This is a genomic window from Microbacterium sp. NPDC090281 (genome assembly GCF_044769635.1).
Lineage (GTDB): Bacteria > Actinomycetota > Actinomycetes > Actinomycetales > Microbacteriaceae > Microbacterium.
The window spans coordinates 2,112,516-2,134,852 of record NZ_JBIVYH010000001.1 but is presented as its reverse complement, the minus strand read 5'-3'; the positions used below and the strand labels follow the sequence as shown (position 1 = coordinate 2,134,852).

General features: G+C 67.8%; 19 protein-coding genes. 9 read left to right on the top strand and 10 right to left on the bottom strand.

What is annotated here, in order from left to right; translation table 11 throughout:
• Positions 1–17 precede the first annotated feature (17 nt).
• On the bottom strand, positions 18–1,775 hold the full coding sequence (locus ACIQTX_RS10225; protein ID WP_402971854.1) for a proline--tRNA ligase: 1,758 nt from the start codon (positions 1,773–1,775) through the stop codon (positions 18–20).
• Positions 1,776–1,816: 41 nt separating this feature from the next.
• Positions 1,817–2,587, bottom strand: coding sequence for an isocitrate lyase/phosphoenolpyruvate mutase family protein (locus tag ACIQTX_RS10220; RefSeq protein ID WP_402971852.1), 771 nt, complete (start codon positions 2,585–2,587; stop codon positions 1,817–1,819).
• 80 nt (positions 2,588–2,667) lie between these two features.
• Here ACIQTX_RS10220 and ACIQTX_RS10215 point away from each other — a divergent pair, with 80 nt between their 5' ends.
• Together ACIQTX_RS10215 and ACIQTX_RS10210 are read left to right on the top strand one after the other, a co-directional pair.
• Positions 2,668–4,083 (top strand): RNB domain-containing ribonuclease, encoded by a 1,416-nt coding sequence (locus tag ACIQTX_RS10215; protein ID WP_402971850.1) that lies wholly within the window; start codon positions 2,668–2,670, stop codon positions 4,081–4,083.
• Between the two features lie 208 nt (positions 4,084–4,291).
• On the top strand, positions 4,292–5,206 hold the full coding sequence (locus tag ACIQTX_RS10210) for a hypothetical protein (RefSeq protein WP_402971848.1): 915 nt from the start codon (positions 4,292–4,294) through the stop codon (positions 5,204–5,206).
• Between the two features lie 8 nt (positions 5,207–5,214).
• Here the strand turns inward: ACIQTX_RS10210 and ACIQTX_RS10205 are convergent, their stop codons facing one another.
• From ACIQTX_RS10205 to ispG, 3 genes are all read right to left on the bottom strand, one after another.
• Positions 5,215–6,081 carry a hypothetical protein gene (locus ACIQTX_RS10205; protein WP_402971846.1) on the bottom strand — a complete coding sequence of 289 codons (867 nt, stop codon included), beginning with the start codon at positions 6,079–6,081 and terminating at the stop codon, positions 5,215–5,217.
• Positions 6,082–6,143: 62 nt separating this feature from the next.
• Positions 6,144–6,476 (bottom strand): nuclear transport factor 2 family protein, encoded by a 333-nt coding sequence (locus tag ACIQTX_RS10200; protein WP_028502866.1) that lies wholly within the window; start codon positions 6,474–6,476, stop codon positions 6,144–6,146.
• 17 nt (positions 6,477–6,493) lie between these two features.
• A complete protein-coding gene (ispG, locus tag ACIQTX_RS10195) occupies positions 6,494–7,645 on the bottom strand; it encodes a flavodoxin-dependent (E)-4-hydroxy-3-methylbut-2-enyl-diphosphate synthase (protein ID WP_402971843.1) in 1,152 nt (383 codons plus the stop codon).
• A gap of 60 nt (positions 7,646–7,705) precedes the next feature.
• On the opposite strand from ispG, the gene ACIQTX_RS10190 reads away from it, so the two are divergent.
• Together ACIQTX_RS10190 and ACIQTX_RS10185 are read left to right on the top strand one after the other, a co-directional pair.
• Positions 7,706–8,332, top strand: a complete 627-nt coding sequence (locus tag ACIQTX_RS10190; protein ID WP_402971841.1) for a pyroglutamyl-peptidase I — start codon at positions 7,706–7,708, stop codon at positions 8,330–8,332.
• Positions 8,333–8,504: 172 nt separating this feature from the next.
• Positions 8,505–10,388 (top strand): chorismate-binding protein, encoded by a 1,884-nt coding sequence (locus ACIQTX_RS10185; RefSeq protein ID WP_402971839.1) that lies wholly within the window; start codon positions 8,505–8,507, stop codon positions 10,386–10,388.
• Between the two features lie 65 nt (positions 10,389–10,453).
• On the opposite strand, the gene ACIQTX_RS10180 is transcribed toward ACIQTX_RS10185, so the two are convergent.
• Entirely contained in the window at positions 10,454–11,767 is a 1,314-nt protein-coding gene (locus ACIQTX_RS10180) for a M50 family metallopeptidase (protein WP_402971837.1), read from the bottom strand.
• Between the two features lie 65 nt (positions 11,768–11,832).
• Here ACIQTX_RS10180 and ACIQTX_RS10175 point away from each other — a divergent pair, with 65 nt between their 5' ends.
• The 3 genes from ACIQTX_RS10175 (at position 11,833) to ACIQTX_RS10165 (ending at position 14,931) form a co-directional block, all read left to right on the top strand.
• On the top strand, positions 11,833–12,414 hold the full coding sequence (locus ACIQTX_RS10175) for a hypothetical protein (protein WP_402971835.1): 582 nt from the start codon (positions 11,833–11,835) through the stop codon (positions 12,412–12,414).
• 100 nt (positions 12,415–12,514) lie between these two features.
• Positions 12,515–13,213: a YcnI family protein gene (locus ACIQTX_RS10170; protein ID WP_402971833.1), complete on the top strand. Its 699-nt coding sequence runs from the start codon at positions 12,515–12,517 to the stop codon at positions 13,211–13,213.
• A gap of 95 nt (positions 13,214–13,308) precedes the next feature.
• Positions 13,309–14,931, top strand: a complete 1,623-nt coding sequence (locus ACIQTX_RS10165; RefSeq protein ID WP_402971831.1) for a Mur ligase family protein — start codon at positions 13,309–13,311, stop codon at positions 14,929–14,931.
• Positions 14,932–14,970: 39 nt separating this feature from the next.
• Here ACIQTX_RS10165 and dxr read toward each other — a convergent pair whose 3' ends face one another.
• Entirely contained in the window at positions 14,971–16,053 is a 1,083-nt protein-coding gene (dxr, locus tag ACIQTX_RS10160; RefSeq protein WP_105525603.1) for a 1-deoxy-D-xylulose-5-phosphate reductoisomerase, read from the bottom strand.
• A gap of 36 nt (positions 16,054–16,089) precedes the next feature.
• On the bottom strand, positions 16,090–17,052 hold the full coding sequence (locus tag ACIQTX_RS10155) for an FKBP-type peptidyl-prolyl cis-trans isomerase (protein ID WP_402971828.1): 963 nt from the start codon (positions 17,050–17,052) through the stop codon (positions 16,090–16,092).
• A 123-nt stretch (positions 17,053–17,175) separates the two neighbouring features.
• Here ACIQTX_RS10155 and ACIQTX_RS10150 point away from each other — a divergent pair, with 123 nt between their 5' ends.
• Positions 17,176–17,973, top strand: a complete 798-nt coding sequence (locus ACIQTX_RS10150) for a lysophospholipid acyltransferase family protein (protein ID WP_402971826.1) — start codon at positions 17,176–17,178, stop codon at positions 17,971–17,973.
• On the opposite strand, the gene ACIQTX_RS10145 is transcribed toward ACIQTX_RS10150, so the two are convergent.
• On the bottom strand, positions 17,958–18,482 hold the full coding sequence (locus ACIQTX_RS10145) for an OsmC family protein (protein WP_402971824.1): 525 nt from the start codon (positions 18,480–18,482) through the stop codon (positions 17,958–17,960). The two genes, ACIQTX_RS10150 and ACIQTX_RS10145, sit on opposite strands and share 16 nt — an antisense overlap.
• Before the next feature lie 67 nt (positions 18,483–18,549).
• Between ACIQTX_RS10145 and ACIQTX_RS10140 the strand changes: the two genes are divergently transcribed.
• Entirely contained in the window at positions 18,550–19,545 is a 996-nt protein-coding gene (locus ACIQTX_RS10140) for an asparaginase (protein ID WP_028502878.1), read from the top strand.
• Positions 19,546–19,579: 34 nt separating this feature from the next.
• On the opposite strand, the gene ACIQTX_RS10135 is transcribed toward ACIQTX_RS10140, so the two are convergent.
• Positions 19,580–22,252 carry an FtsK/SpoIIIE domain-containing protein gene (locus ACIQTX_RS10135; RefSeq protein WP_402971822.1) on the bottom strand — a complete coding sequence of 891 codons (2,673 nt, stop codon included), beginning with the start codon at positions 22,250–22,252 and terminating at the stop codon, positions 19,580–19,582.
• Positions 22,253–22,337 lie beyond the last annotated feature (85 nt).

Genomic DNA, 22,337 nt, shown 5'->3' with positions numbered 1-22,337 from the left:
GACGCGGCCGTGGTTGCTCAGCGGCGCGAGAGCCTGCTCACGACCTCGTCGACAGACACGGTGTCACGCTCGCCTGTGGCACGATCCCACAGTTCGAGCTGTCCTTCGGCGGCACCGCGGCCGACGATGACGATCTTCGGCACGCCGACGAGCTCGGCGTCGCCGAACTTCACGCCGGGCGATACCTTGGGGCGGTCGTCGTAGAGCACGTCGAGACCAGCGGCTTCGAGCTGCGCGGACAGCGTCGTCGCGACGTCGAACGCCACCTGATCGCGACCGGCTGCGACGACCTGCACGTCGAACGGTGCGACGGATGCCGGCCAGATGAGACCCTTGTCGTCGTTGTTGAGCTCGGCGATGATCGCCAGGATGCGGGTCACGCCGATGCCATACGAGCCCATCGTGACGGTGACGAGCTTGCCGTTCTCGTTCAGGACCTTCAGCCCGAGGGCCTCGGCGTACTTGCGACCGAGCTGGAAGACGTGTCCGATCTCCATGCCGCGCGCGAGCTCGACAGGGCCCGAGCCGTCGGGGGCGGGGTCGCCCGCGCGAACGTTCGCGATCTCCACGACGCCGTCGGCCTCGAAGTCGCGCCCGGCGACGACCGAGTGCGCGTGCTTCTGGTCGATGTTGGCGCCGGTGATCCAGCTCGTGCCCTCGCTGACACGCGGGTCGACCAGGTAGCGGATGCCGGTGGCGGACTCTTCGCCCAGAACGGCTCCGGTGGGCGACCAGGGACCGATGTAGCCCTTGACCAGCAGCGGGTTGTTCTCGAAGTCGTCTGCCGTTGCGGTCTCGACCTCGGCGGGCGCGAAGGCGACCTCGGCGCGCTTCTCGTCGACCTCGCGATCACCGGGAACACCCACGATGACCAGCTCGCGGGTTCCGTCGAGGTGGGTGAGCGCCAGAACGACGTTCTTGAGCGTGTCTGCCGCCGTGTACTCGCCGCCGAGCTCGCGGTTCGCATGCGCGACGAGAGTCTCGATGGTGGGAGTGTCCGGGGAGTCGAAGATCACGGGAGACGCGTCCGCGTCGAAGGCGATGGCATCGGGAACCGCCGTCGTGAACGCCTCGACGTTGGCCGCGTAGCCACCGGCACTGCGCACGAACGTGTCTTCGCCGACGGGTGTCGGGTGCAGGAACTCCTCACTGCGTGAGCCCCCCATCGCGCCGGCGTCCGCCTGGACGATGACGTACTCGAGGCCGAGACGCTGGAAGATCCGCTCATACGCGTCACGCTGCGCCTGGTAGCTCACATCGAGCCCCTCGTCGGAGGAGTCGAACGAGTAGGCATCCTTCATCGTGAACTCGCGTCCGCGGAGCAGGCCGGCCCGCGGACGGGCCTCGTCGCGGTACTTGTCCTGGATCTGGTAGATCGTGAGAGGCAGATCCTTGTACGACGAGTACAGGTCTTTCACGAGCAGGGTGAAAGCCTCTTCGTGCGTGGGGGCCAGGAGATAGTCGCCACCCTTGCGGTCCTGCAGACGGAACAGCAGATCGCCGTACTCGTCCCATCGACCGCTCGCTTCGTAGGCCTCGCGAGGCATGAGAGCCGGGAAGTGCACCTCTTGCGCGCCCGCTGCGGCCATCTCTTCTCGGACGACCGTCTCGATCTTCGCCTTGACGCGCAGACCGAGTGGCAGCCACGCGAAGATGCCGGCGGCCTGCGGTCGGATGTACCCGGCCCGAATCAGCAGCTTGTGGCTGGAGACCTCTGCGCCTGCAGGGTCTTCACGGAGTGTGCGGAGGAAGAAGTTCGATAGACGAGTGACCACGGAGCAAGTCTAGTGAGCCGCGGTCACTCGTCTTCGCGGTCTCAGTTGAGCGCCGGAAGGTTGGCCGGCATGACGCCGCCGGCATAGAGATCTGCCGCGAGCTCCTGCAGCGCGGTCAGAGCCGCACGCTGCGGAAGCGGGCCGTAGGAGATGCGGGCGACGCCGAGCTTCTCGTACTCGGAAGCGGCGAGTGCACCGGGGAGTCCGATCACACTGACCTTGCGCTCACCGATGCCTTCGACGAGCTGACGGGTGACGTTCATGTCGAGGATGCCGGGCACGAAGATCGCGGTCGCTCCAGCGTCGAGGTAGGCGCGGCCGCGCTGGATGGCATCGGCGATGCTCTCGGCGACGGGGCGCGATCCACCGCGCACGAAGGCGTCGGTGCGGGCGTTGAGGGCGAAGGGAACACCCTCCGCCTCTGCGGCCTTCACGATCGCCTCGACGGCGGCGATGGATTCGTCGAGCGGCTTGAGCCGATCCTCGACGTTCGCACCGACGACACCCGCGGCGATGGCGAGGCGGGCGGTCTCCCCCGCGTCTGCGTATCCGTCGTCGAGGTCGGCGCTGACGGGTACCTGCACGGCCGCAGCGATGCGCCCGACCATGTCGATCATGATGTCGCGAGGGGTGGCGCCGTCGTCGTAGCCGAACGATGCGGCGATGCCGTGTCCGGCCGTGGCGATCGCCTTCGTCTCGGGGAGGGCGGCGACCGCCCGTGCGGAGACGACGTCCCACACATTCACGACGCGGAGGATCTCCGGCGCGTCATAGAGTCCGACAAGGGTCTGTGCCTTGGCTGCAGTGGTCATGACTCCACGCTAACGCGGGATGACATGTGCTGGGCCGGTTCGGCACGCTCGGGGCGAGTTCTCCCGCCTAGTGTGGAGCCATGCCTCAGCGCCGATCTCACGTCGCCCCGTCCGCCGCTCAGACCGAACTGGCCTCGGCGCTGGCTGCCCTGCGAGAGTCGTCGGAGGCGCCGATCGACTTCCCGGCCGACGTCATCGCCGAGGCGGAAGCGTCGGCTGCGACCGAGCCGGTGCTCGACCTTCGTGACCTCCCTTTCGCGACCCTGGACCCGGAGGGGTCCCGTGACCTCGATCAGGCGTTCCACCTGGAGCGCGCGGGGACCGGCTACACCGTGCGCTACGCGATCGCCGATGTGCCGGGATTCGTCGTGCCCGGCGGGGCGGTGGATGCCGAAGCCCGACGCCGTGGGCAGACGTTGTATGCGACGGACGGCACGATCCCTCTGCATCCGCGCGTCCTGAGCGAGGACCGCGCCGCGCTGCTCGCCGATGTCGACCGGCCAGCGCTGGTGTGGACCTTCTCGCTCGACTCCGCCGGCGTCGTCGCGGAGTTCCGCCTGGAGCGCGCGCTCATCCGCTCGCGCGGGCAGCTCGACTACGAGACGGCGCAGCAATCGCTCGATCGCGGCGAAGACGGCCCCGCAGCGCTGCTGCCCGAGATCGGCGCCCTGCGCATGGAACAGGAGCGTCTGCGCGGAGGGGCGAGCCTGAATCTCCCGGATGAGGAGGTCGTCCGCGCCGAGGACGGCACCTACGCGATCGAGCGCCGAAGCCCGCTTCCGGTCGAGGAGTGGAACGCCCAGCTCTCGCTCATGACGGGAATGGCGGCCGCATCTCTGATGCTCGATGCCGGAGTGGGAATCCTGCGAACGATGCCGGAGCCCGACGACGCCGCCTTCGCGGCGTTCCGGCATCAGACCGAGGCCCTCGGACGCCCCTGGACGACCGGCACGTACGGCGAGTACCTGCGCGGCCTCGACCGCACCGATCCGATGTCGCTCCCTGTTCTCGAAGCCGCGGCATCCCTGTTCCGCGGGGCGGGTTATCTGGTGTTCGACGGCGATGCGCCGCACGATGCAGTGCAGGCCGCCATCGCCGCCCCCTACGCTCACGCGACCGCTCCCCTGCGTCGATTGGTCGATCGCTGGGTCCTCGCCATCTGCCTCGCTGCGTCGAACGGCGATCCGGCGCCTGAGTGGGCACGTGCGTCGCTCAGCGAGCTGCCGTCCCTCATGCAGGAGTCCGGTCAGCGCGCCTCACGGCTGAACTCGGCGACGGTGAACTGCGTCGAAGCCGCGCTCCTCACGCCCTTGATCGGCACGACGATCGACGCGACCGTGATCGAGCTGCGCGGAGAGCGTGCGGCCGTCCAGATAGCCGACCCGGCGGTGACCGCGACCGCACCGATCCCCGCGGGGGCGAAGCCGGGCGACGTCGTGCGCCTGCGCGTGATCCGGGCGGACATCGCCAAGGGCGAGGTGGAGTTCTCAGTCTGAGCGTCCTTCCGGCGACGGCTCAGACGATGTCGGTGCCCGTGGGCATACTGGCAGGGTGCCGTTGTCGCCCTCGCTCGAAGATCCGCTGCCGAAGAGCCAGCTCGACCTCTTCGCGCTGGCGTCTGCGTTCATCGAAGTCCCTGTATCGTCGTGGCGATCAGCCCCCTGGTGGTTCATACGACTTTGCATCGCCGTGCTCCTTTCGTGCGTGTCCGTCGTGGCTTTCGCCCTTGCCCCAGGCCAGCGCGAGCCTGGTCTCACGATGTTCGTCGGTGCTGGTGTCGCCTGCGCTGTCGCCACGGTGATCCTCCTGCTCACTCTCCTGACCGCTGACGCCTACACAAAAGTGACCCGGTTCGCGCGAAAGGTACGTCACTGGATCAGCGGTGCGATGTGGGGACTGTCGGTGTTCTTCGTCGCCGTGCTCGCACTCGGAGCGGTGGCGGCGGGCATGACACCGCGAGTGAGCAGCGACCCTCAGGTGCTTTTACTCCTCACGACCACGGCGATCATGGCGGCGTTCTGGGGATGGATGGCCCTGATGATGACGCCACCGTTCCTGTCCACCGCTCCGACGATCGATCTGCACCAGGCCGGCCGAGCGTTCTCCGCGATGACTGCGGCAGCTGTCGTGTTGGTCGCATACACCTGCTGGTTCCTCCACCCGCAAATCGAGGTAGGCGGTTCCATTTCCGTTGCACTCGTCGCGGTCGCCGCTTGCGTCGCTGGGAGGGGGCGCGCCGTGGCAAGGCTGGAGCAGCGACGGCAGCAGCTTCTAGAGATGCTCGACGAAGGGATCACCGCTCGAAGTGACGCCACCGACGATGGTCCCTCACCTCTCGTCTCTGCCCTTCTCCGACTGCAAAGCCTGTCGAGCCCGAGCCCGTTCGCTCAGAGCCCCTTCCTCGATGCCCCGGCTTCGGTTGCGTGGGAGGTTCGCATGATGCTGGAGTTCCTGATCTCGGAGAACGGCGAAGTGCCCTTCCCCAGCGATCTGGAACGCCGACGCGCTCAACTGGCGGCATGGAACGACCTCGACGAAGTTGCGAAGACTGCGGCGGTGAGGAACCTGTTGCGGGCTCTGAGGTCGCGCCTCGTGTCGCCACCCCGCAGCTCAGTGTGACGCTGACGTCAGCGTGCAGGGGCCGCGACGGTCGTCATCACCAGGAGCTGAGGATCGCTCAGGTCCAGCGCCACCGTGATCGATGCGAACTCGGCGAGGGACTCGACGTGGGTTCCACCGCACAGGATCACAGCTTCCCCCTCCGGAAGAGCGCAGTGCCAGCGTCGGCGATCCACGATCGTCGGGCCCTCCGTCTCGATGCTGCTGCGGGCACCGGAGGCGACCCAGGCCGCGAGCTGCTCGTTGACCTTTGCCTCACGATCGGCGAGTGTCGCAGCGAACGTCTCCGTGTCGAAGCCCGCCCTGCGCAGACTCTTGCCGAGCCGATACTCATCGACGGCGCCGTCCTCGTGGATACGGCTGGACTGATTCGCACGGGCTTCGAAGTCGGGGTTTCCGAGTGCGTCTTCGCCCGGTTCCTTGCGCCACAGGTCGGCGAGAGCCAGATCGAGGGCAAGAGATGCGACGTGGCACGCGGTGTGGCCGCGGCTGAGACCAGCACGACGCGCGCCGTCGACCGAGAGGGTCACTCGTGCGCCCTCGGCGAGAGACGCCGGGGTGGCCCCCTCGATCCGATGTCCGACGAGCCAGGTCCATCCCACGGCTCCGCGCTTTACGGGGATGTCGCTCCCGACGGCGAATTCACCCTCGTCCGAGACAGCGGCCATCACGGCCTCCGTCACCTGGACGGTGTCATCCCCGACGCTGATGGTCCCGCCGTCGCCCGGCTGATCGGGCCAGGTGTGGTCGACGGGGTGGAAGGGCGTGGAATCGACGACGACCACGGCCCCCTCAGGACCGGTCTGCACGCGAGTCACGATGGCGTCTCCGGTGACGGCCCCTCCCGCGAAGGTCACGATTGTGGGCGTCGACATAGGGCTCCTCGGATTCGACGGTGGCGCGGTCGGTCTGCTGGTGCGGAGGTCGGTCCGCTGCGTCAGTGCGACGGCGGGATGGTGAAGCTGGCGAGCTTGTCGCCCGCGACGACGAAGATGCCGTCTGACTCGCCGTTGAAGACGCGGCTCGACCACCCGAAACGGATGCGCGTGGTGTCGCCCTCGGTCGCGGCCGACAGCAAGGTCATCTGCGCACCGGCTCCGATCGCGTCGCTGCCCGCCCAGCTGCGGATGCCTGTGGGACCTGCCTTGACCGTCCCCCAGTCACTGACGAAACCGTCATCGGTGAAGGCGGCGACGAATGCGTCGGTATCGGCCGCGTTGATCGCGTCGACCATCGCCTGGACGGGAGCGGGCACGGTGGTATCGGACATCTCGTTCTCCTCCGGGTTCAGACCGTGACGACCTGCGCGGTGCCGAGCGGCGCTTCCGGCCCCATCTCAGCGGCGATCCTGTTGGCCTCTTCGATCAGGGTCGCGACGATGTCCGCCTCGGGCACGGTCTTGATGACCTCGCCCTTCACGAAGATCTGCCCCTTGCCGTTGCCGGACGCAACGCCGAGGTCGGCTTCGCGGGCTTCGCCTGGACCGTTCACGACACAGCCCATGACGGCCACGCGCAGCGGCACCGTCATGTCCTTGAGGCCCTCGGCGACGTCCTCAGCGAGCGTGTACACGTCGACCTGGGCACGACCGCATGACGGGCACGAGACGATCTCGAGCTTGCGCTCGCGAAGGTTGAGCGACTGCAGGATCTGGTGGCCGACCTTGACCTCTTCGGCCGGCGGTGCGGAAAGCGAGACACGGATCGTGTCGCCGATGCCCTCGCCCAGCAGGATGCCGAAGGCTGTGGCGCTCTTGATCGTGCCCTGGAACGCGGGCCCCGCCTCGGTCACACCGAGGTGCAGCGGCCAGTCGCCCCGCTCGGCGAGCTGGCGATAGGCCTTGACCATCACGATGGGGTCGTTGTGCTTGACGGAGATCTTGAAGTCGTGGAAGTCATGCTCCTCGAAAAGCGACGCCTCCCAGACGGCGCTCTCGACCAAAGCCTCGGCCGTCGCCTTGCCGTACTTGGTGAGGATGCGACGATCCAGCGAGCCGGCGTTGACGCCGATACGCAGGGAAACACCGGCGGCCTTGGCAGCTTCGGCGATCTTGCCGACGTTGCCGTCGAACTCGCGGATATTGCCGGGGTTCACGCGAACCGCCCCACACCCCGCATCGATCGCGGTGTAGATGTAGCGCGGCTGGAAGTGGATGTCGGCGATGACCGGGATCTGACTCTTCATCGCGATGATCTTGAGGGCATCGGCATCGTCCTGATGCGGCACCGCGACGCGCACGATCTCGCAGCCCGACGCCGTGAGTTCGGCGATCTGCTGCAGCGTGCCGTTGATGTCGGTCGTCTTCGTCGTCGTCATCGACTGCACGCTGACGGGAGCGTCTCCACCCACGAGCACCTTGCCCACCTTGATCTGGCGAGTCTTGCGGCGCGGGGCGAGGACTTCCGGGATCTTCGGCATTCCGAGGTTCACTGCTGGCACCCTCCAAGCCTACGCCGCCAGGATGCATGAGGGCTGGATGGCCGCACCTACGCTGGAAGCATGGCGGTCATCCTTCTCACCGGATTCGAGCCGTTCGACGGTGCCGAGCGCAATCCTTCCGCAGAGGCGGTGGCTGCCGCAGCTGCTCGCCATACCGGCCCGCACGACCTTCGTGTCGTGACCTTGCCGGTTTCGTTCGCCGGTGCCGCAGTGCGACTGCGGCGCGAGATCGCGCAGCATCGCCCCGACGCCGTGATCTGCGCCGGCCTCGCAGGAGGCAGTGATCGTGTCGCCATCGAGCGCATCGGAGTCAATCTGATGGATGCGCGCATTCCCGACAACGACGGAATGCAGCCCATCGATGAACCCAGTGAGCCGGGCGGGCCCGCAGCGCGGTTCGCGACCCTGCCCGTCAAGAGGCTCGTGCGCGTGCTGACCGATGCCGCGATCCCGGCGAATTCCTCGCTCTCAGCGGGCTCCTACGTGTGCAACCACGTGCTCTACACCGCTCTCGCCGCTGTCGACCACGGAGTCCGCGCCGGGTTCGTGCACCTCCCCTGGTCTCGCAGCAGCGCTCCCGCGGGAGCAGCGCACCTCGACGACGACACCCTCGTGCAGGCTCTCTCGCTCGTCGTCGATCACTGTCTCGATGATGAAGACCGCGAGACCGGCGGGAGCATCTGGTGATGTCACCGCGCTCAGCACCCCACCCTCGATGTGGTAGTTTCGGCCCCATGCTCGCGAACTTCACCTGGTGGCCCGCCTTCTAGGCGGTGTGTTCGCGTTCCCACGAATCCAGACCGCCGACCTCGGCGGTCTTTTCGTTGCGCCGAGCCGGAGCACTGCACAGGAGACATCGATGACCCTCTCACGACTCGCCGAGCTCAGCGCGGATCCGACCGCATCCTTCGTTCTGATCGCCCGCGACGGGGCAGACAGCGTCGAACTTCTCAGCGGCGACGTCGTCGACGTGGACCTGCTCGCCGACATCCCGCTGACGATCGACGACGTCCCGCGTGAAGTCTTCGCCATGGTCCCCTATCGCCAGGTGCGTGAGCGCGGATTCGTCGCACAGGATGACGGAGCGCCGCTGCGTTGCGTGATCGTCGAAGAGCATCTTCAACTCCCGACTGCGGAACTCCTCGCTGCACTCCCGAGCGCCCCGGTTCCCCTGCACGACGACGGCTTCGACATCGCGGACGCCGAATACGCGGGGATCGTCGAGAAGGTCATCGCCGACGAGATCGGCCGCGGCGAAGGGGCGAACTTCGTCATCCGACGCGATTTCACCGCGAGCATCGACGTCGATGACCGCACGGCCGCACTCACCTGGTTCCGTGCGCTGCTCACGCACGAACGTGGCGCCTACTGGACGTTCGCCGTCTTCACCCCCGGCCACATCGCCGTCGGAGCGAGCCCCGAAGCCCACGTGGTCGCCCGTGAAGGCGTCGTCACGATGAATCCGATCTCCGGAACGTTCCGTCACCCGGCCGGAGGGGCGACGAAGGAGACGCTGGTCGACTTCCTCGCCTCCACGAAGGAGACCGAGGAACTGTTCATGGTCGTGGACGAAGAGCTCAAGATGATGAGTGCGGTCTGCTCAGACGGCGGTCGGATCACCGGGCCGCACCTCAAGGAGATGTCACGGCTGACGCACACGGAGTACATGCTCCGCGGGCGCAGCGCACTCGACCCGCGCGACATCCTGCGCGAGACGATGTTCGCGCCGACCGTCACCGGGTCGCCCATGCAGAATGCCTGCGCCGTGATCCGTCGCCACGAGCGGAAGCCCCGTGGGTACTATTCCGGGGTCGCCGCGCTGTTCACTCCGAACACACGTGGCGGGCACGACCTGGACGCGCCCATCCTCATCCGCACCGTGTACCTCCAGGACGGAAAGCTGAGTGTTCCCGTCGGTGCCACGCTCGTGCGTCACTCCGACCCGCTGGGCGAGGTGTCCGAGACACACGGAAAGGCCGCGGGTGTGCTCGGTGCCATCGGTGCGATCGACCGTGACAGTGTGGCCGAGGCTCGTAGCGACGCGGATGCTCCCGGCGACGCGCTCCCCCTCGCCGATGACCCCGCGATCGCTGCGCTGCTGTCTTCACGCAACGCCCGCCTGGCTGAGTTCTGGCTCAACCCGCAGGGCGAAGATTTCACCGGTCCGTTCGCCGGACGTACCGCTCTCGTCGTGGATGCAGAGGATCGGTTCACCACGATGCTCGCCCACCAGCTTCGCCACCTCGGTCTCGCGGTGACCATCGCGCCGTGGAGCGAGGTGGATGATGCGGCGCTCGGTGCCGCAGACCTCGTCGTCGCCGGTCCCGGCCCCGGTGACCCTCGGGACACCTCGAACGCGCGCATCTCCCGGATGCGCGAAGTGGTTGCCCGCCGGCTCGAGGCCGGAGCCCCGTTGCTCGCCGTGTGCCTCAGCCATCAGATCCTTGCAGACCGGCTCGGCATCGCACTGACGCCTCTCGATGCCCCCCATCAAGGCCTGCAGAAGTACGTTCCGGTGTTCGGAGAGGACGCCTCGATCGGTTTCTACAACACCTTCACCGCGCGTGTCACCCCTGGAACGACCAGGGTCGGAGCTGCAGAAGTCTCCGCGGACGTAGATTCCGGTGATGTGTACGCGCTCCGCGGCGCGCACTTCGCCTCGGTGCAGGGACACCTCGAGTCGATCCTGTCGCGCGACGGGATCCGCACGCTCGAACGTCTCGTCGGCGACGCCTTCGCGTGAGCTGACCTACTCGGCTCCTGGCGCGAAGACCCCACGGGAGCGGAGCAGACGTCGTTCGACGTCGTTCAGCCGAGGAGATTCACCGGATTGAACAGATCGGCGACCAGGAGCAGAGCGCCCATCCCTATCAGCAGCACGGCGACGACCACGGTCAACGGCACGAGCTTCGTGGCGTCGACGGGCGCAGGAGGGGGTCGACGGAAGAGCTTGGCCCACGCTCGCTTGATGCCGTCCCACAGTGCGACCACGATGTGACCGCCGTCGAGCGGGAGCAGGGGGATGAGGTTGAAGACGAACAGGGCGATGTTCAGCGAGCCCAGAAGACTGAGCAGGAAGGCGAACCTGTTGAGGATCGGCGCATCGGTCGCGGCGACCTCTCCCGCGAGGCGCCCGACGCCGACCACACTCAGCGGGCCGTTCGGGTCGCGTTCGCCACCGGTCACGAGCGACACTCCTACGTCCCACAGACGCACGGGGAGCGTGACGATCATCGAAGCGACCCGAGCGGTGCTGTCCGCGGCCATCTCGGGGCCCGCGGTCAGAGGCTGCTGCACGTAACCCATCTGCGCGCCCATACCGACGTAGCCGACCTCCTTGACGACGGGTTCTCCCGCGTCGTCTAAGACAGGCTGGCCGCCGGCATCGGTGATCGTCCGCTCCGCGGCGATCGGCGTGAGGCTCAGCGACTTCTCCGCTCCATCGCGTCGCACCACCATGTCGAGCGTCTCACCCGGTGCCGCCTGCACGATCGCTGTGGCCTCGGCGAACGTCGAGACGGGCTGACCATCTACGGACACGATCACGTCGCCCGGCTTGATCCCGGCTTCCGACGCAGGTGATGCCGGGTCGTCCGGCGTGCACTCGGTCGCCGTCGAGCCTGCCGGCACCACGCATTCGTTGACGGACGCGATCGTCGTCGTTCCCTGCTGCAGACCGATGCCCGACAGCAGCACCGTGAAGATGACGGTGGCGAGGATGAGGTTCATCAGCGGGCCGCCGAGCATCACGACGACGCGCTTCCACACCGGAAGCCGATAGAAGACGCGGTCCTCTGCCCCTTCGGCGATCGTCTCGTCGTTCGCACTGCGCGCATCCTGGATCAGCGAACGGAAGACGCCGGACGCTGGTCCGGTCTTCTTCGAGGGCGGGTACATCCCCGACATCGAGATGAAGCCGCCGAGCGGCAGGAGCTTGAATCCGTACTCCGTCTCGCCTATCCGCTTCGACCACAGTCGCGGCCCGAAACCGATCATGTACTGGCCGACGCGCACGCCGAAGAGCTTCGCAGGGAGGAGATGGCCGACCTCATGCAGGCCGATCGACAGCCCGAGGCCGATCAACATGAAGAGGATGCCAGCCAGATAGAGCAGGAATTCCACGTGCCAACGTTAGTGCCCCCAGCTAGGAATCCGCCCGGCCCTCTCGGCGCAGCTAGGCTGTGACCGTGAATGCCCGGCAGCTGCGACTCGTGCGTGCTGCCGCCGTCTCCTCCGTGGCGACACTGATCGCCGCTCTTTCTCACACGATCGGCGGTGGAGCAGCCCCGCATCCGCTGCTCATTCTCGCGGTCGCGACGCTGATCATGCCGCTGTCGGCGCTGCTGGTCGGGGTTCGACAGTCGAGGACCCGTGCGGCCGTCGCCGTGTTCCTCGGGCAAGCCGCCTTCCACCTCGTGTTCCAGGCGCTCGGGGCGCCTACCGGCGCCCAGGTCGGTGGCGGCGGACACTCTCACCACATCGACCTCGCTCTGCTAGGGTCAGCGTCACCTTTGGCGGCCCCCAGCACGATGATGCTGTTCGCTCACGCCGTCGCAGCAGTTCTCACCACCCTCCTCGTATGGCACGGCGAGACTGTCGTGCGGGTCGTGGCCCGCTGGGTCGAGGCACTGTTCCGACGTGCTGACGCAGCAGTACCTGCCGCCCATCGCCGACCGCCCCGTCTACGTTCGATCCTCTTCCCGTCGTTCGACGCCGCGGTCTCGTCCGCGGTTCCACGCCGCGGCCCTCCTGCGCTCATCTGCGGCTGATCCGTCGCACCGCAGTCTGCCGCCCGTCGTGGGCGGAAACAGCATTCGCGGAGCCGCGTCGTCGTGGCGCGCCCGCATTTCGAGCACCAGGAGATAACTCATGTCCCGAATCACCCGTACCCGTACCCGTACCCGCCGCAACGCCCTCGCCACCGCCGGCATCCTCGGCGGAGCGATCCTCGCCCTGGCCGTTCCCTCGATGGCCGGCGCCCATGTGGGTGTCAGCCCCGATGAGCTCGTGGCAGGCGATCACGGCGTCCTCACCTTCTCGTTCTCACACGGTTGCGAGAACTCCCCCACCACTGCACTGCGCATCACGATGCCGGAAGGACTCGCCTCCGTCGCACCGACGATGGACAGCGACTGGAACATCCAGGTGGAGCGCGGTGAGGACGGCCTCGTCAGCGCCGTCACGTACACCGCGGTCGCCCCGGTGCCGACCGACCTTCGTGGAGCGGTGAGCATGGGGGTCGGCCTGGACGAGAGCACACCGGACACCCTGGCCTTCCCCGTCGTGCAGCAGTGCGTGGAGGGGGCGACCGAGTGGACGCAGATCGCCGAGAACGGTGAGGACCCGCACAGCCTCGACGCGCCGGCTCCGGTCGTGTCGGTCACAGCGGCAGCCGCGGGTGGCCACGGCGAGCATGCAGCGACGGAGGCCTCGACGGAGGACTCGGCGGACGACTCAGCCCCGTCTTCCGCGACCGATCCGGTGGGGGTAGCCCTCGGTGCCGGAGGGCTCGTCGCCGGAATCGCGGCACTCGTCGTCGCGATCCTGGCCTACCGCCGCAAGGCCTGACGCCACGCACGACTCCTCGCACGCTGCACCGCGGCGCGCGAGGAGTCGTGCCGCACGAGGTGTTCGCACCGCCGTCGTGAGATCATGGATCCGTCATGTCGATTGAACAACAACCGAGCCTGCCTCCCGTGCTCCGCCCCGCGAACCCGCCCCGGCGTGAGCTGTCCGAACTCGCTTCCCGATTCGCCCGCATGATCCGCGGCGATGTCGACGGGATCGCCCTCTCCGGCATCACCCTCGCCACTGCGGATCTCCGCCCCGGTGAGGCGTTCGTCGCGATCCAGGGCGTCAACCGGCACGGTGCCGACTTCGCCGCCACCGCCGCCGAGAAGGGCGCCGTCGCTGTCATCACCGATGAGGCCGGCGCAGCCATCGCCGAGCCGGCGGGGCTGCCGATCATCGTGGTCGACGACCCTCGTGGCGTACTCGGCGATCTCAGCGCCTGGGTCTACGGGACGGGCGCCGAGGATCCTCTGCCCCTGCTGTTCGCGACGACTGGGACAAACGGGAAGACCAGTGTCTCCCACCTGCTCGAAGGGATACTCGATCAGATCGGCGTCGTCACCGGTCTCTCCTCCACCGCCGAGCGCCACATCGCCGGCGAGGTCATCGTCTCCCGCCTGACCACCCCCGAAGCCTCCGAGATGCACGCGCTTCTCGCCCTGATGCGTGAGCGCGACGTCGAGGCTGTCGCCGTCGAGGTCAGCGCACAGGCCCTTTCGCGCCACCGGGTCGACGGCATCCGCTTCGATGTCGCCGGGTTCACCAACCTGAGCCACGATCACCTCGACGACTACGCCGACATGGAGGAGTACTTCGAGGCGAAGCTTCCGCTCTTCCGTCCGGATCGGGCAAAGCGCGGTGTCATCTGCCTCGACTCTCCCTCGGGTGCGATCGTGGTCGAACGCTCCGAGATCCCGGTCGTCACGGTCGGAACCCCCTCGATCGCTGCAGACCCCGCAGCCGCAGCCGCTGCGGACTGGGTGGTCATCATCGATGAGGAGCGAGCAGCCGGCACGACCTTCACGATGACCGGCCCTGGCGGCTCACTCACCACCACGGTCCCGGTCATCGGCCCCCACATGGCCGCGAACGCCGCGCTGGCGATCGTGATGCTCCTCGAGGGTGGCTACACGTGGGAGCGCATCGTCGACGCGCTGAACCGCGACGGCGGCATCCGCGCCTACCTTCCCGGTCGCACCCAACTCGTCTCAGGAGAGCGTGGACCGGCGGTCTTCGTCGACTTCGGGCACTCCCCGGATGCGTTCGAGAAGACCCTTGCCGCTGTCCGCCGCGTGACTCCCGGGCGGGTGCTGATGCTGTTCGGCGCCGACGGCGATCGCGATGCGAGCAAACGTTTCGACATGGCCCGCACCGCCGTGGAGGGCAGCGACATCCTCGTCGTGACAGACCACCACCCACGATTCGAGGATCCTGCTTCCATCCGTGCGACCTTGGTCGAGAGCGCCCGCAAGGTGCGCCCGGACGCCGAGATCCACGAGGCTTCACCGCCCGAGAACGCGATCGTGACCGCGGTCGGACTCGTGGGCGACGGCGACGCGATCCTGTGGGCGGGACCTGGGCATCAGGACTACCGCGACATTCGCGGGATGCGCACGCCGTATTCGGCCCGTGAACTCGCCCGCCGAGCGCTGCGTGCTGCCGGCTGGCCGGTACCGGACTCGCGCTGGCCGGTTCCTTACCCCGAAGAGCACTGACTCCGACGACCAGGGTGGAGACCCCACCCTGGTCCCGGCTCAGAGCGCCGCGATCATCCGATCAGCGGTCGTGCGAGCCCAGGACTCGGCTGCGGCGAGACTCTCGACCGTGAGCACATCGGGCGCATCGTGCGCGTCGACGACACGCGCGATCGTGTCGACGATGCCGAGGAACGAGAGCCGACCTTCGTGGAACGCATCGACCGCCTGCTCGTTCGCCGCGTTGTACACGGCGGGGAACGTACCCCCTGCACGTCCGACCGCTTTCGCGAGCGCGACGGAGGGGAACGCCTGGCTGTCCAGCGGCTCGAACGTCCAGGACGTGGCAGAAGACCAGTCGAGCGGTCGTCCGACGCCGCCGACGCGGTTCGGCCAGTCCAGGCCCAGCGAGATGGGCAGCCGCATGTCGGGCGGCGAAGCCTGTGCGATCGTGGAGCCGTCGATGAACTCCACCATCGAGTGCACGATCGACTGAGGATGCACGACCACCTCGATGTCGTCGTACGCGACGTCGAACAGCAGGTGCGCCTCGATGACTTCGAGCCCCTTGTTGACGAGCGTCGCCGAGTTGGTCGTCACCATCCGCCCCATGTCCCAGGTCGGATGGGCGAGCGCCTCGGCAGGGGTGACCTCGGTCAATTCCGTTCGGCTGCGACCGCGGAACGGGCCGCCGGATGCCGTCACCACCAGTCGTCTCACCTCAGCATGAGTGCCGGCGAGCAGCGCCTGCGCGAGCGCCGAGTGCTCGGAGTCCACCGGGACGATCTGACCGGGGGCGGCGGCAGCGAGCACCAGGTCTCCGCCGACGATCAGGGATTCCTTGTTCGCGAGCGCGAGCGTTCGGCCCGCCTTGAGCGCTGCCAGGGTCGAGCCCAGGCCGATCGAGCCGGTGATGGCGTTGAGCACCACGTCGGCTTCGACGTCGCGGACGAGCTGCTCGGCCTCTACCGCTCCCAGAGCGGTGTCGTCGACCTGGAACTGCGCGGCCTGCTCCGCCAGCATCTCGGCATTCGAACCGGCCGCGAGACCGACCAGTTCGAATCGCCGAGGGTTGGCGCGGATGACATCCAGTGCCTGGGTGCCGATGGAGCCGGTGGAGCCGAGGACGATGACGCGACGCATACCGTCAGCCTAGGTCACGCCCTCGGTACCCAGCGGTTACTGCTGTGCCTGGACCGGAGTCGTCGCGAGGATGTCGACGACGAACACGAGGCTCTCCTTCTGGAGTTCGTGTCCCTCGCTCGCGCCGTATCCGTCCGACGGCGGCATCACCACGACGACCTGCGAGCCGACCTTCTGGCCCTCGAGGGCCTTCTGGAACCCTGCGACGACGCCGGTGGTCTGGAACTGCGTCGGAGCGGCGTCGCGGCTCCAGCTGGAGTCGAACTCCTTGCCGTCTGACCACTTGACGCCCAGGTACTGCACGACCACGAGGTCGCCCGACGCGACAGTCGCGCCATCGCCCTGCTTGAGGACGGCGACCTTGGTCTCGGTCGGCGCGTCGCCGTCCGGGATCGTCACGGTCGGAGCGCCCTTGTCGTCGAGCTTGACGGTCGGCATACCGGGAGTCGGGTCGACCGGCGTACCCGTCGCCACCTCAGGGAGCTGCTCGACGGCCTCGGCGTAGACGACCACGTTGTTGGCTCCCTCACCGAGAACCTTGCCCGGGAGGGTGAGCACGATCCGCGAGCCGGCCGGCTTGCACTCGAGAGCCGCGACGAAGAGGGAAGACTGGTTCGTGTCGAGGAGCACCGGCAGCACGCCACCCTCACCGCGAGCGGAAGAGTCAAGAACCTGGTTGGTCGTCGCATCGACGATCTGGTAGTCGACCGACACCAGGTCGTTGACGACGACGTCGTCGCCATCACCCTCGGAGATGACGGTCCTTTCGACACCGGCGAACGCGGCATCGGCCGGAACGGTCACCTTGGTGTCCGCTCCTTCACCCTCCACGACGACGGCATCGGAGGTCGCACCTGCCTTGGCGTCGAGCTGGCACGCGCTCGAAGCGGTCGGCGAAGGCGTGCCGGAACTCTCCGGGGCACCGCCACCGGCGCAACCGGCGAGCAGGAGGGTCGCCGCGGCGACGGTGGACAGGACGATGAGCGGACGCTTGCGCACAGTGAGACCTCAGGATCGCGGGCGGGAACCTCCATCCTGCCTCATACCCCTTTGCCCTCGCTGGGAGGCGCGGCGCGAGTCTCCATTCCCACCGCGGCATGGATCCGGGAGTAACCTGCTCTGATGACCTCTGCGCAGTCCGTCGAGCCCGAATCCTCGTCAGAAGAGGAATCCTCGTCAGAAGAGACTGCCAAGCCTCGTCATGCCGGATTCGCCTATTCGCTCGGTCGCGGCCTGATCACGCCCCTCGCCCGGTTCGTGTATCGGCCACGCATCGAGGGTCGCGAGAACGTCCCGCTGAGCGGCCCCGTGATCTTCGCCAGCAATCACCTCTCGTTCATCGACTCGATCGCGATCCCCGTCGCGGCTCCCCGCCCGGTTCACTTCCTCGCGAAGTCGACCTACTTCGAGGGCGCGGGCTTCAAGGGCTGGATGAGCAAGACGTTCTTCGAGTCGATCGGGGCGATCCCGGTGCGCCGCGGTGCCGGGCAAGCTGCCCTGGATGCCCTCGAGCTGCAGCGCCAGCTCCTCGACGACGGCCTCGCGGTCGCCCTCTACCCGGAAGGTACCCGGTCGACCGATGGACGCCTCTACAAAGGGCGGACAGGAGTCGCGTTCCTGGCGCTGCAGACGGGCGCACCCGTGGTGCCGGTCGGCATCATCGGCACGGACAAGGTGATGCCGGTCGGAGCGAAGGTGCCGACGCTGAAGGAGCGCATCACGGTGCGCTTCGGTGAACCTCTCGACCTGTCCCCGCACGGCCCGGCGACGAGCGGACGAGCACGTCGCCTCGCCACGGACCAGATCATGGCCGCGATCCACAGCCTTTCGGGCCAGGAGCTCGCGGGGACCTACAACGAAGCCCCCGCTCAGGGAACCATCGAGAAGATCAAGCAGGCGCTTCCTCACGAACGCCGCTGACGCGTCGACGGGGCCCAGGCGAGCGCGGAGACCGTCGCCAGGTGACGGACCGGGAAGTTCATCGAGTTCGCGATGAAACACCATTCGTTGGCCTGCGCGTGCGCACGCTCTGCCGCTTCGATCATCGAGGCTTCGGCGACGACGACGACGGGACGCAGCACCACCTCGACGAACGAACCACCCCCAGCACCGTCTTCGCGCATCATGCCGCTCGCCTCGTCACGGTAGGAGACGACGACCACGCCGGCTGTGACACATGCATGCAGGTAGGAGAGCAGGTGACATTCGGAGAGCGATGCCAGCAGCAGGTCTTCCGGGTTCCACCGCGATGGATCCCCGCGGAACGGCTTGTCCGCCGAGGCGAGCAGCTCGGGCTTTCCGCTGACCTCGATGGTCACGTCGCGGCGGTAGTCGCGGTAGCCGCTGGTGCCGGAGCCGGTGTTCCCCATCCACGTGGACGTGAGTGCGTAGCGATGCTCGCCGAGGGCGCGGGTGGTCGACTCTGCCATGCCACCAGTCTGCCAGGCACCTCGGACACGGTGCGAGAGCTCTGACGCCCCGAGCTAGAGTTGACGGGTGCTGGAGACTCTCACCGTTCAGGATTCCGTGGAACTCGCCGTCGTCGAGCGGAGCGGATTCGTCGAATCCCGCCATGCCGGCGCGGCCGTCGTGCTCTCCCCCGACGGCGAGATCGTCGCCCGTCACGGCAACGCCGACGCGCTGATCCTGCCGCGTTCCAGCCTCAAGCCTCTCCAGGCGATCGCCTGCATCACCGCAGGTGCGGTACTTGAAGGCGAGCAGTTGGCGCTCTCGACAGCGAGCCACGTCGGCACCGACCGACACGCATCGGTGGTGCGCGACATGCTCACCGAGGGAGGGCTCACGGAAGACGACCTGGGCTGCCCTGCCTCGTGGCCGAGCGACTCCGCGACACGCGACGATCTCGTCCGGGAGCACGGAGAGCCGACGCGCGTGCGCATGAACTGCTCCGGCAAGCACGCCGCCATGCTGCGTGCGTGCGTGGCCACCGGGTGGCCCACTGCGGGCTACCTCGATCCCGCTCACCCGCTGCAGCAGCACATCCGAGACGTCATCGAGCGGCTCACCGGTGAGAAGATCGCGCACACCGCGATCGACGGTTGCGGGGCCCCCGTCTACGCCATGACGCTGACCGGTCTCGCGCGCTCGGTCCACCGCATCGGTACCGCTTCTGACCGTTCGCCCTTCGCCCTCCACCGCGTCGCCGGCTCGCTGGTCCGCGCGGTGCGCGAGCACCCATGGACGATCGAGGGTCCCGGACGCCCCGACACGATTGCGATCGAGAAGCTCGGTGTGTTCACGAAGCACGGCGCAGAGGGTGTCATGGTGATGGTCGCCCCCAACGGCACGACCGTGGCTCTGAAGATGCTCGACGGGGCCACTCGCGCCTCGACGATCGTGGCTGCGACCCTGCTCGCTCGTGCCGGAGGGCTGAACGACGCCGATGTGGCGACGCTCGCAGATGCCCTTCCGCTCCGGGTGCTCGGGGGCGGAGTAGACGTCGGCGTCATCCGTCCCGGCATCGGAATCTGACACGCCGAGAATCACGTCCCGAGCGATGAGCTACTCATCGCGACGAAAGCTCAGCGAGCACGACTCGCCGCGGTGATCCCGCACCGATCACCGACCATGCTCGTCCTGCATGCGGGCGAGCATACGGAGGGAGCTCTCGCGCGCCGACGAGCTGTCGGAGATCTGCAGGCCGCTCCGCTCGGATCAGAACTTCACCTGCGGCCCTGATGCGTTGCCAAGACGACCAGTTGCGCTGCCACATCTCCGCATCTGCGACCACGATGCAGGGTCTTCCGGGTGGCACCGGCTCTGCCCCGGCGAGGATCACCTCGCAGTCCGGACGCGCTTCGCGCATCTGATCGACGATCGCGTCAGCCCCGGCTGTGACGACCGCCGTGATCGCGCAAGACGGTCTCCATGCCGCCGCTGGTGCCTGTGTAGAGCGCTTGAGCGCGTCTTCTGCGACCCAGGCGAGCTGAACCTCCCGGTCGCCGATGCGGGCGCGGCCGGGAACGCGATCGCGCACGTACCCCGCCGCCTCTCCCCCGGCAGCCAGATGCTCCAATCGCGTCGGCATCCGCAGCAGCGCTCGTCGTGGCAGCAGATCGAGCACCCGCCCCAGTGCGCCGTTCGCCCTCGCCGCCGTGAGAATGAAGGTCGTGCCGGGGCACGCACGAAGTATCTGCTCCCAGCGTTGGATGAATTGCTGACCGTACTCCGGCGGCAGGCCGCTGAGGAGCGCGTCCACGTCGTCACACAGCACGACGGAAGGAGGATGTTGGCTGCCGTCCGCCCAGGCATCGAGCAGATCCCCCGCTTCCTCAGCTTCACTCGGCATCCAGAAGGCGTCAGACCTCTGGGCCGACACCGCTCGCAGCGCCGCGGTGCGGCCTGAGCCGGGCGCACCGAGAACCGCGAGCCCTCGATCGTGTCCGCAGCGCAGCACCTCTGGCGGCTGGGACTGATGACGGGGGTCATCGGCGCGGCCGAGGGCGATCGTGTCAGGCTCGAGGACCTGTTCTCCGAGAATCTCGGCGATCGGAACGCAACCGGGAAGTGCAGGTAGCCACGGGCTGCGCGGCGGTGCCTCTGCCGCCCAGCGCATCCCGACCGCTCGCAGATCCGCTGCTTCGGTCAAGGCGACGCGGAGCACCACCGGCTCCTGATCTGATGGCCTTCGCACCAGCGCGACGCCGCGTCCCCCCGCATCGCCCGGGAGCGCAGACGCGCCATCCGTGCCGATCATGAACCTGCTGTCGGCCGCATCCCCGACGCGCAGGCTGATGCGGAGCGGGCAGTTGGCTGCCAGCGCATCTCGCACGACACCCGCGGCGCGCTGGGTGCCGAGGATCAGGTGCATGCCCAATGCCCGACCACGGGCTGCGACATCGGAGAAGACTGCGCCGAGATCGGGATGCTCGGCCAGCAGGGCCGCGAACTCGTCGACGACGATGATCAGCCTGGGCATCGACACCTCTCGCACGTCGCGGGCGCCCGCAGAGGCCAGCACGCCCTCCCGGCGCCGCAGCTCGGCCGTGAGGCTGGAGACTCCTCGGCGCGCGCCGTCTTCGTCGAGGTCGGTGATGACAGCGGCCACCTGGCGCAGCGCGCGCAACGGCTCGAACGCGGTGCCGCCTTTGAAGTCGGCCAATACGAAAGTCACGCGGTCCGGGCCGTTGGTCGCGGCGATGGCGGTGACCCAGCTGACGAGCAACTCGCTCTTACCTGTCCCTGTCGTTCCGGTGACGATGGCGTGCGGTCCGTCGCCGACGATGTCGACTGTGACGTCTCCGCGCTCTCCCCTGCCGATCGTCGCCGACAGTCCGTCGTCTGCTCGTGGCTGTTCCAGTTCACGCAGGGACACCCCCTCCGGCAGCGCATCGGCGTCGTCGCCACGATGGACGAGTTCGCGTGCCATCACACTCGCTTGTTCGAAGGAGAGGCATTCGACAGCGAGTTCGGACGTGCTGGTCGGCGTGCGCAACACCGCGTGGCAGGGTTCGACGATGTCGATGACCGTCGTGATCCCCTCCGGCACCTCCGAGCCGGTCGTGGTCTGCCAGATCGTGGCGTCCGCGTCGACCCGACCGCCCGTCAGAGAACCGATCCCCACCTTGAATCCGCCGTTGCGTGCCCTCAGCACATGCGGAAGCGCGTCGAGACCGTAGTCACCGAGGTTCGCGCCGACAACCGACAGCTGAGCGGCTCCGAAGCGCAGACACATCTGCAGGACCAGAGCCCGCAGGACGGCGTCGGTCAACGGCCGCGCACCCCTGAGGCAGATACCGCCTCCGATCGGCACGACGATCGGGGCATCGTCGACCACCCGGCAGCGCTCACGAAAGCTGCGGCCACGAGAATCATCTCCACCACTGCACCGGATGTCGCTCACCGCGCCCCCGGCACCGATCACCACAGAGGTCGTCGCGTCGGGCGGCCGAGCATCCCGAAGAGGCGGCTGCGCAAGGCAAGTAGCGGTGTCAGGGCTGCGCCGCCACAACGCCTCACGCTCCGCACGGTGCAGACGTATGAGCTCTGCCTCTGCCGAGGCCCACCCACGTTCGGTCTGCGTCTGCGCCTGTCGACGCTCGCGCCGCCGGGTACGGGCCGAATCCATCAGCGAGGCCACGATCATCACAGGCCCGAGGGCCGCGAAACAGAGCGCGAGGATAGAACCTGAGACCAACCACAGCACCACACCCGCGGCGATCGGGACGACAGCCGCCATGAATGGCAATGGAGCCCGCCGAGAGGGAGACGGAGTCGTCGGGAGCACGATCGGGAGGGATTCCATGCACCCCAGTGGATCGCAT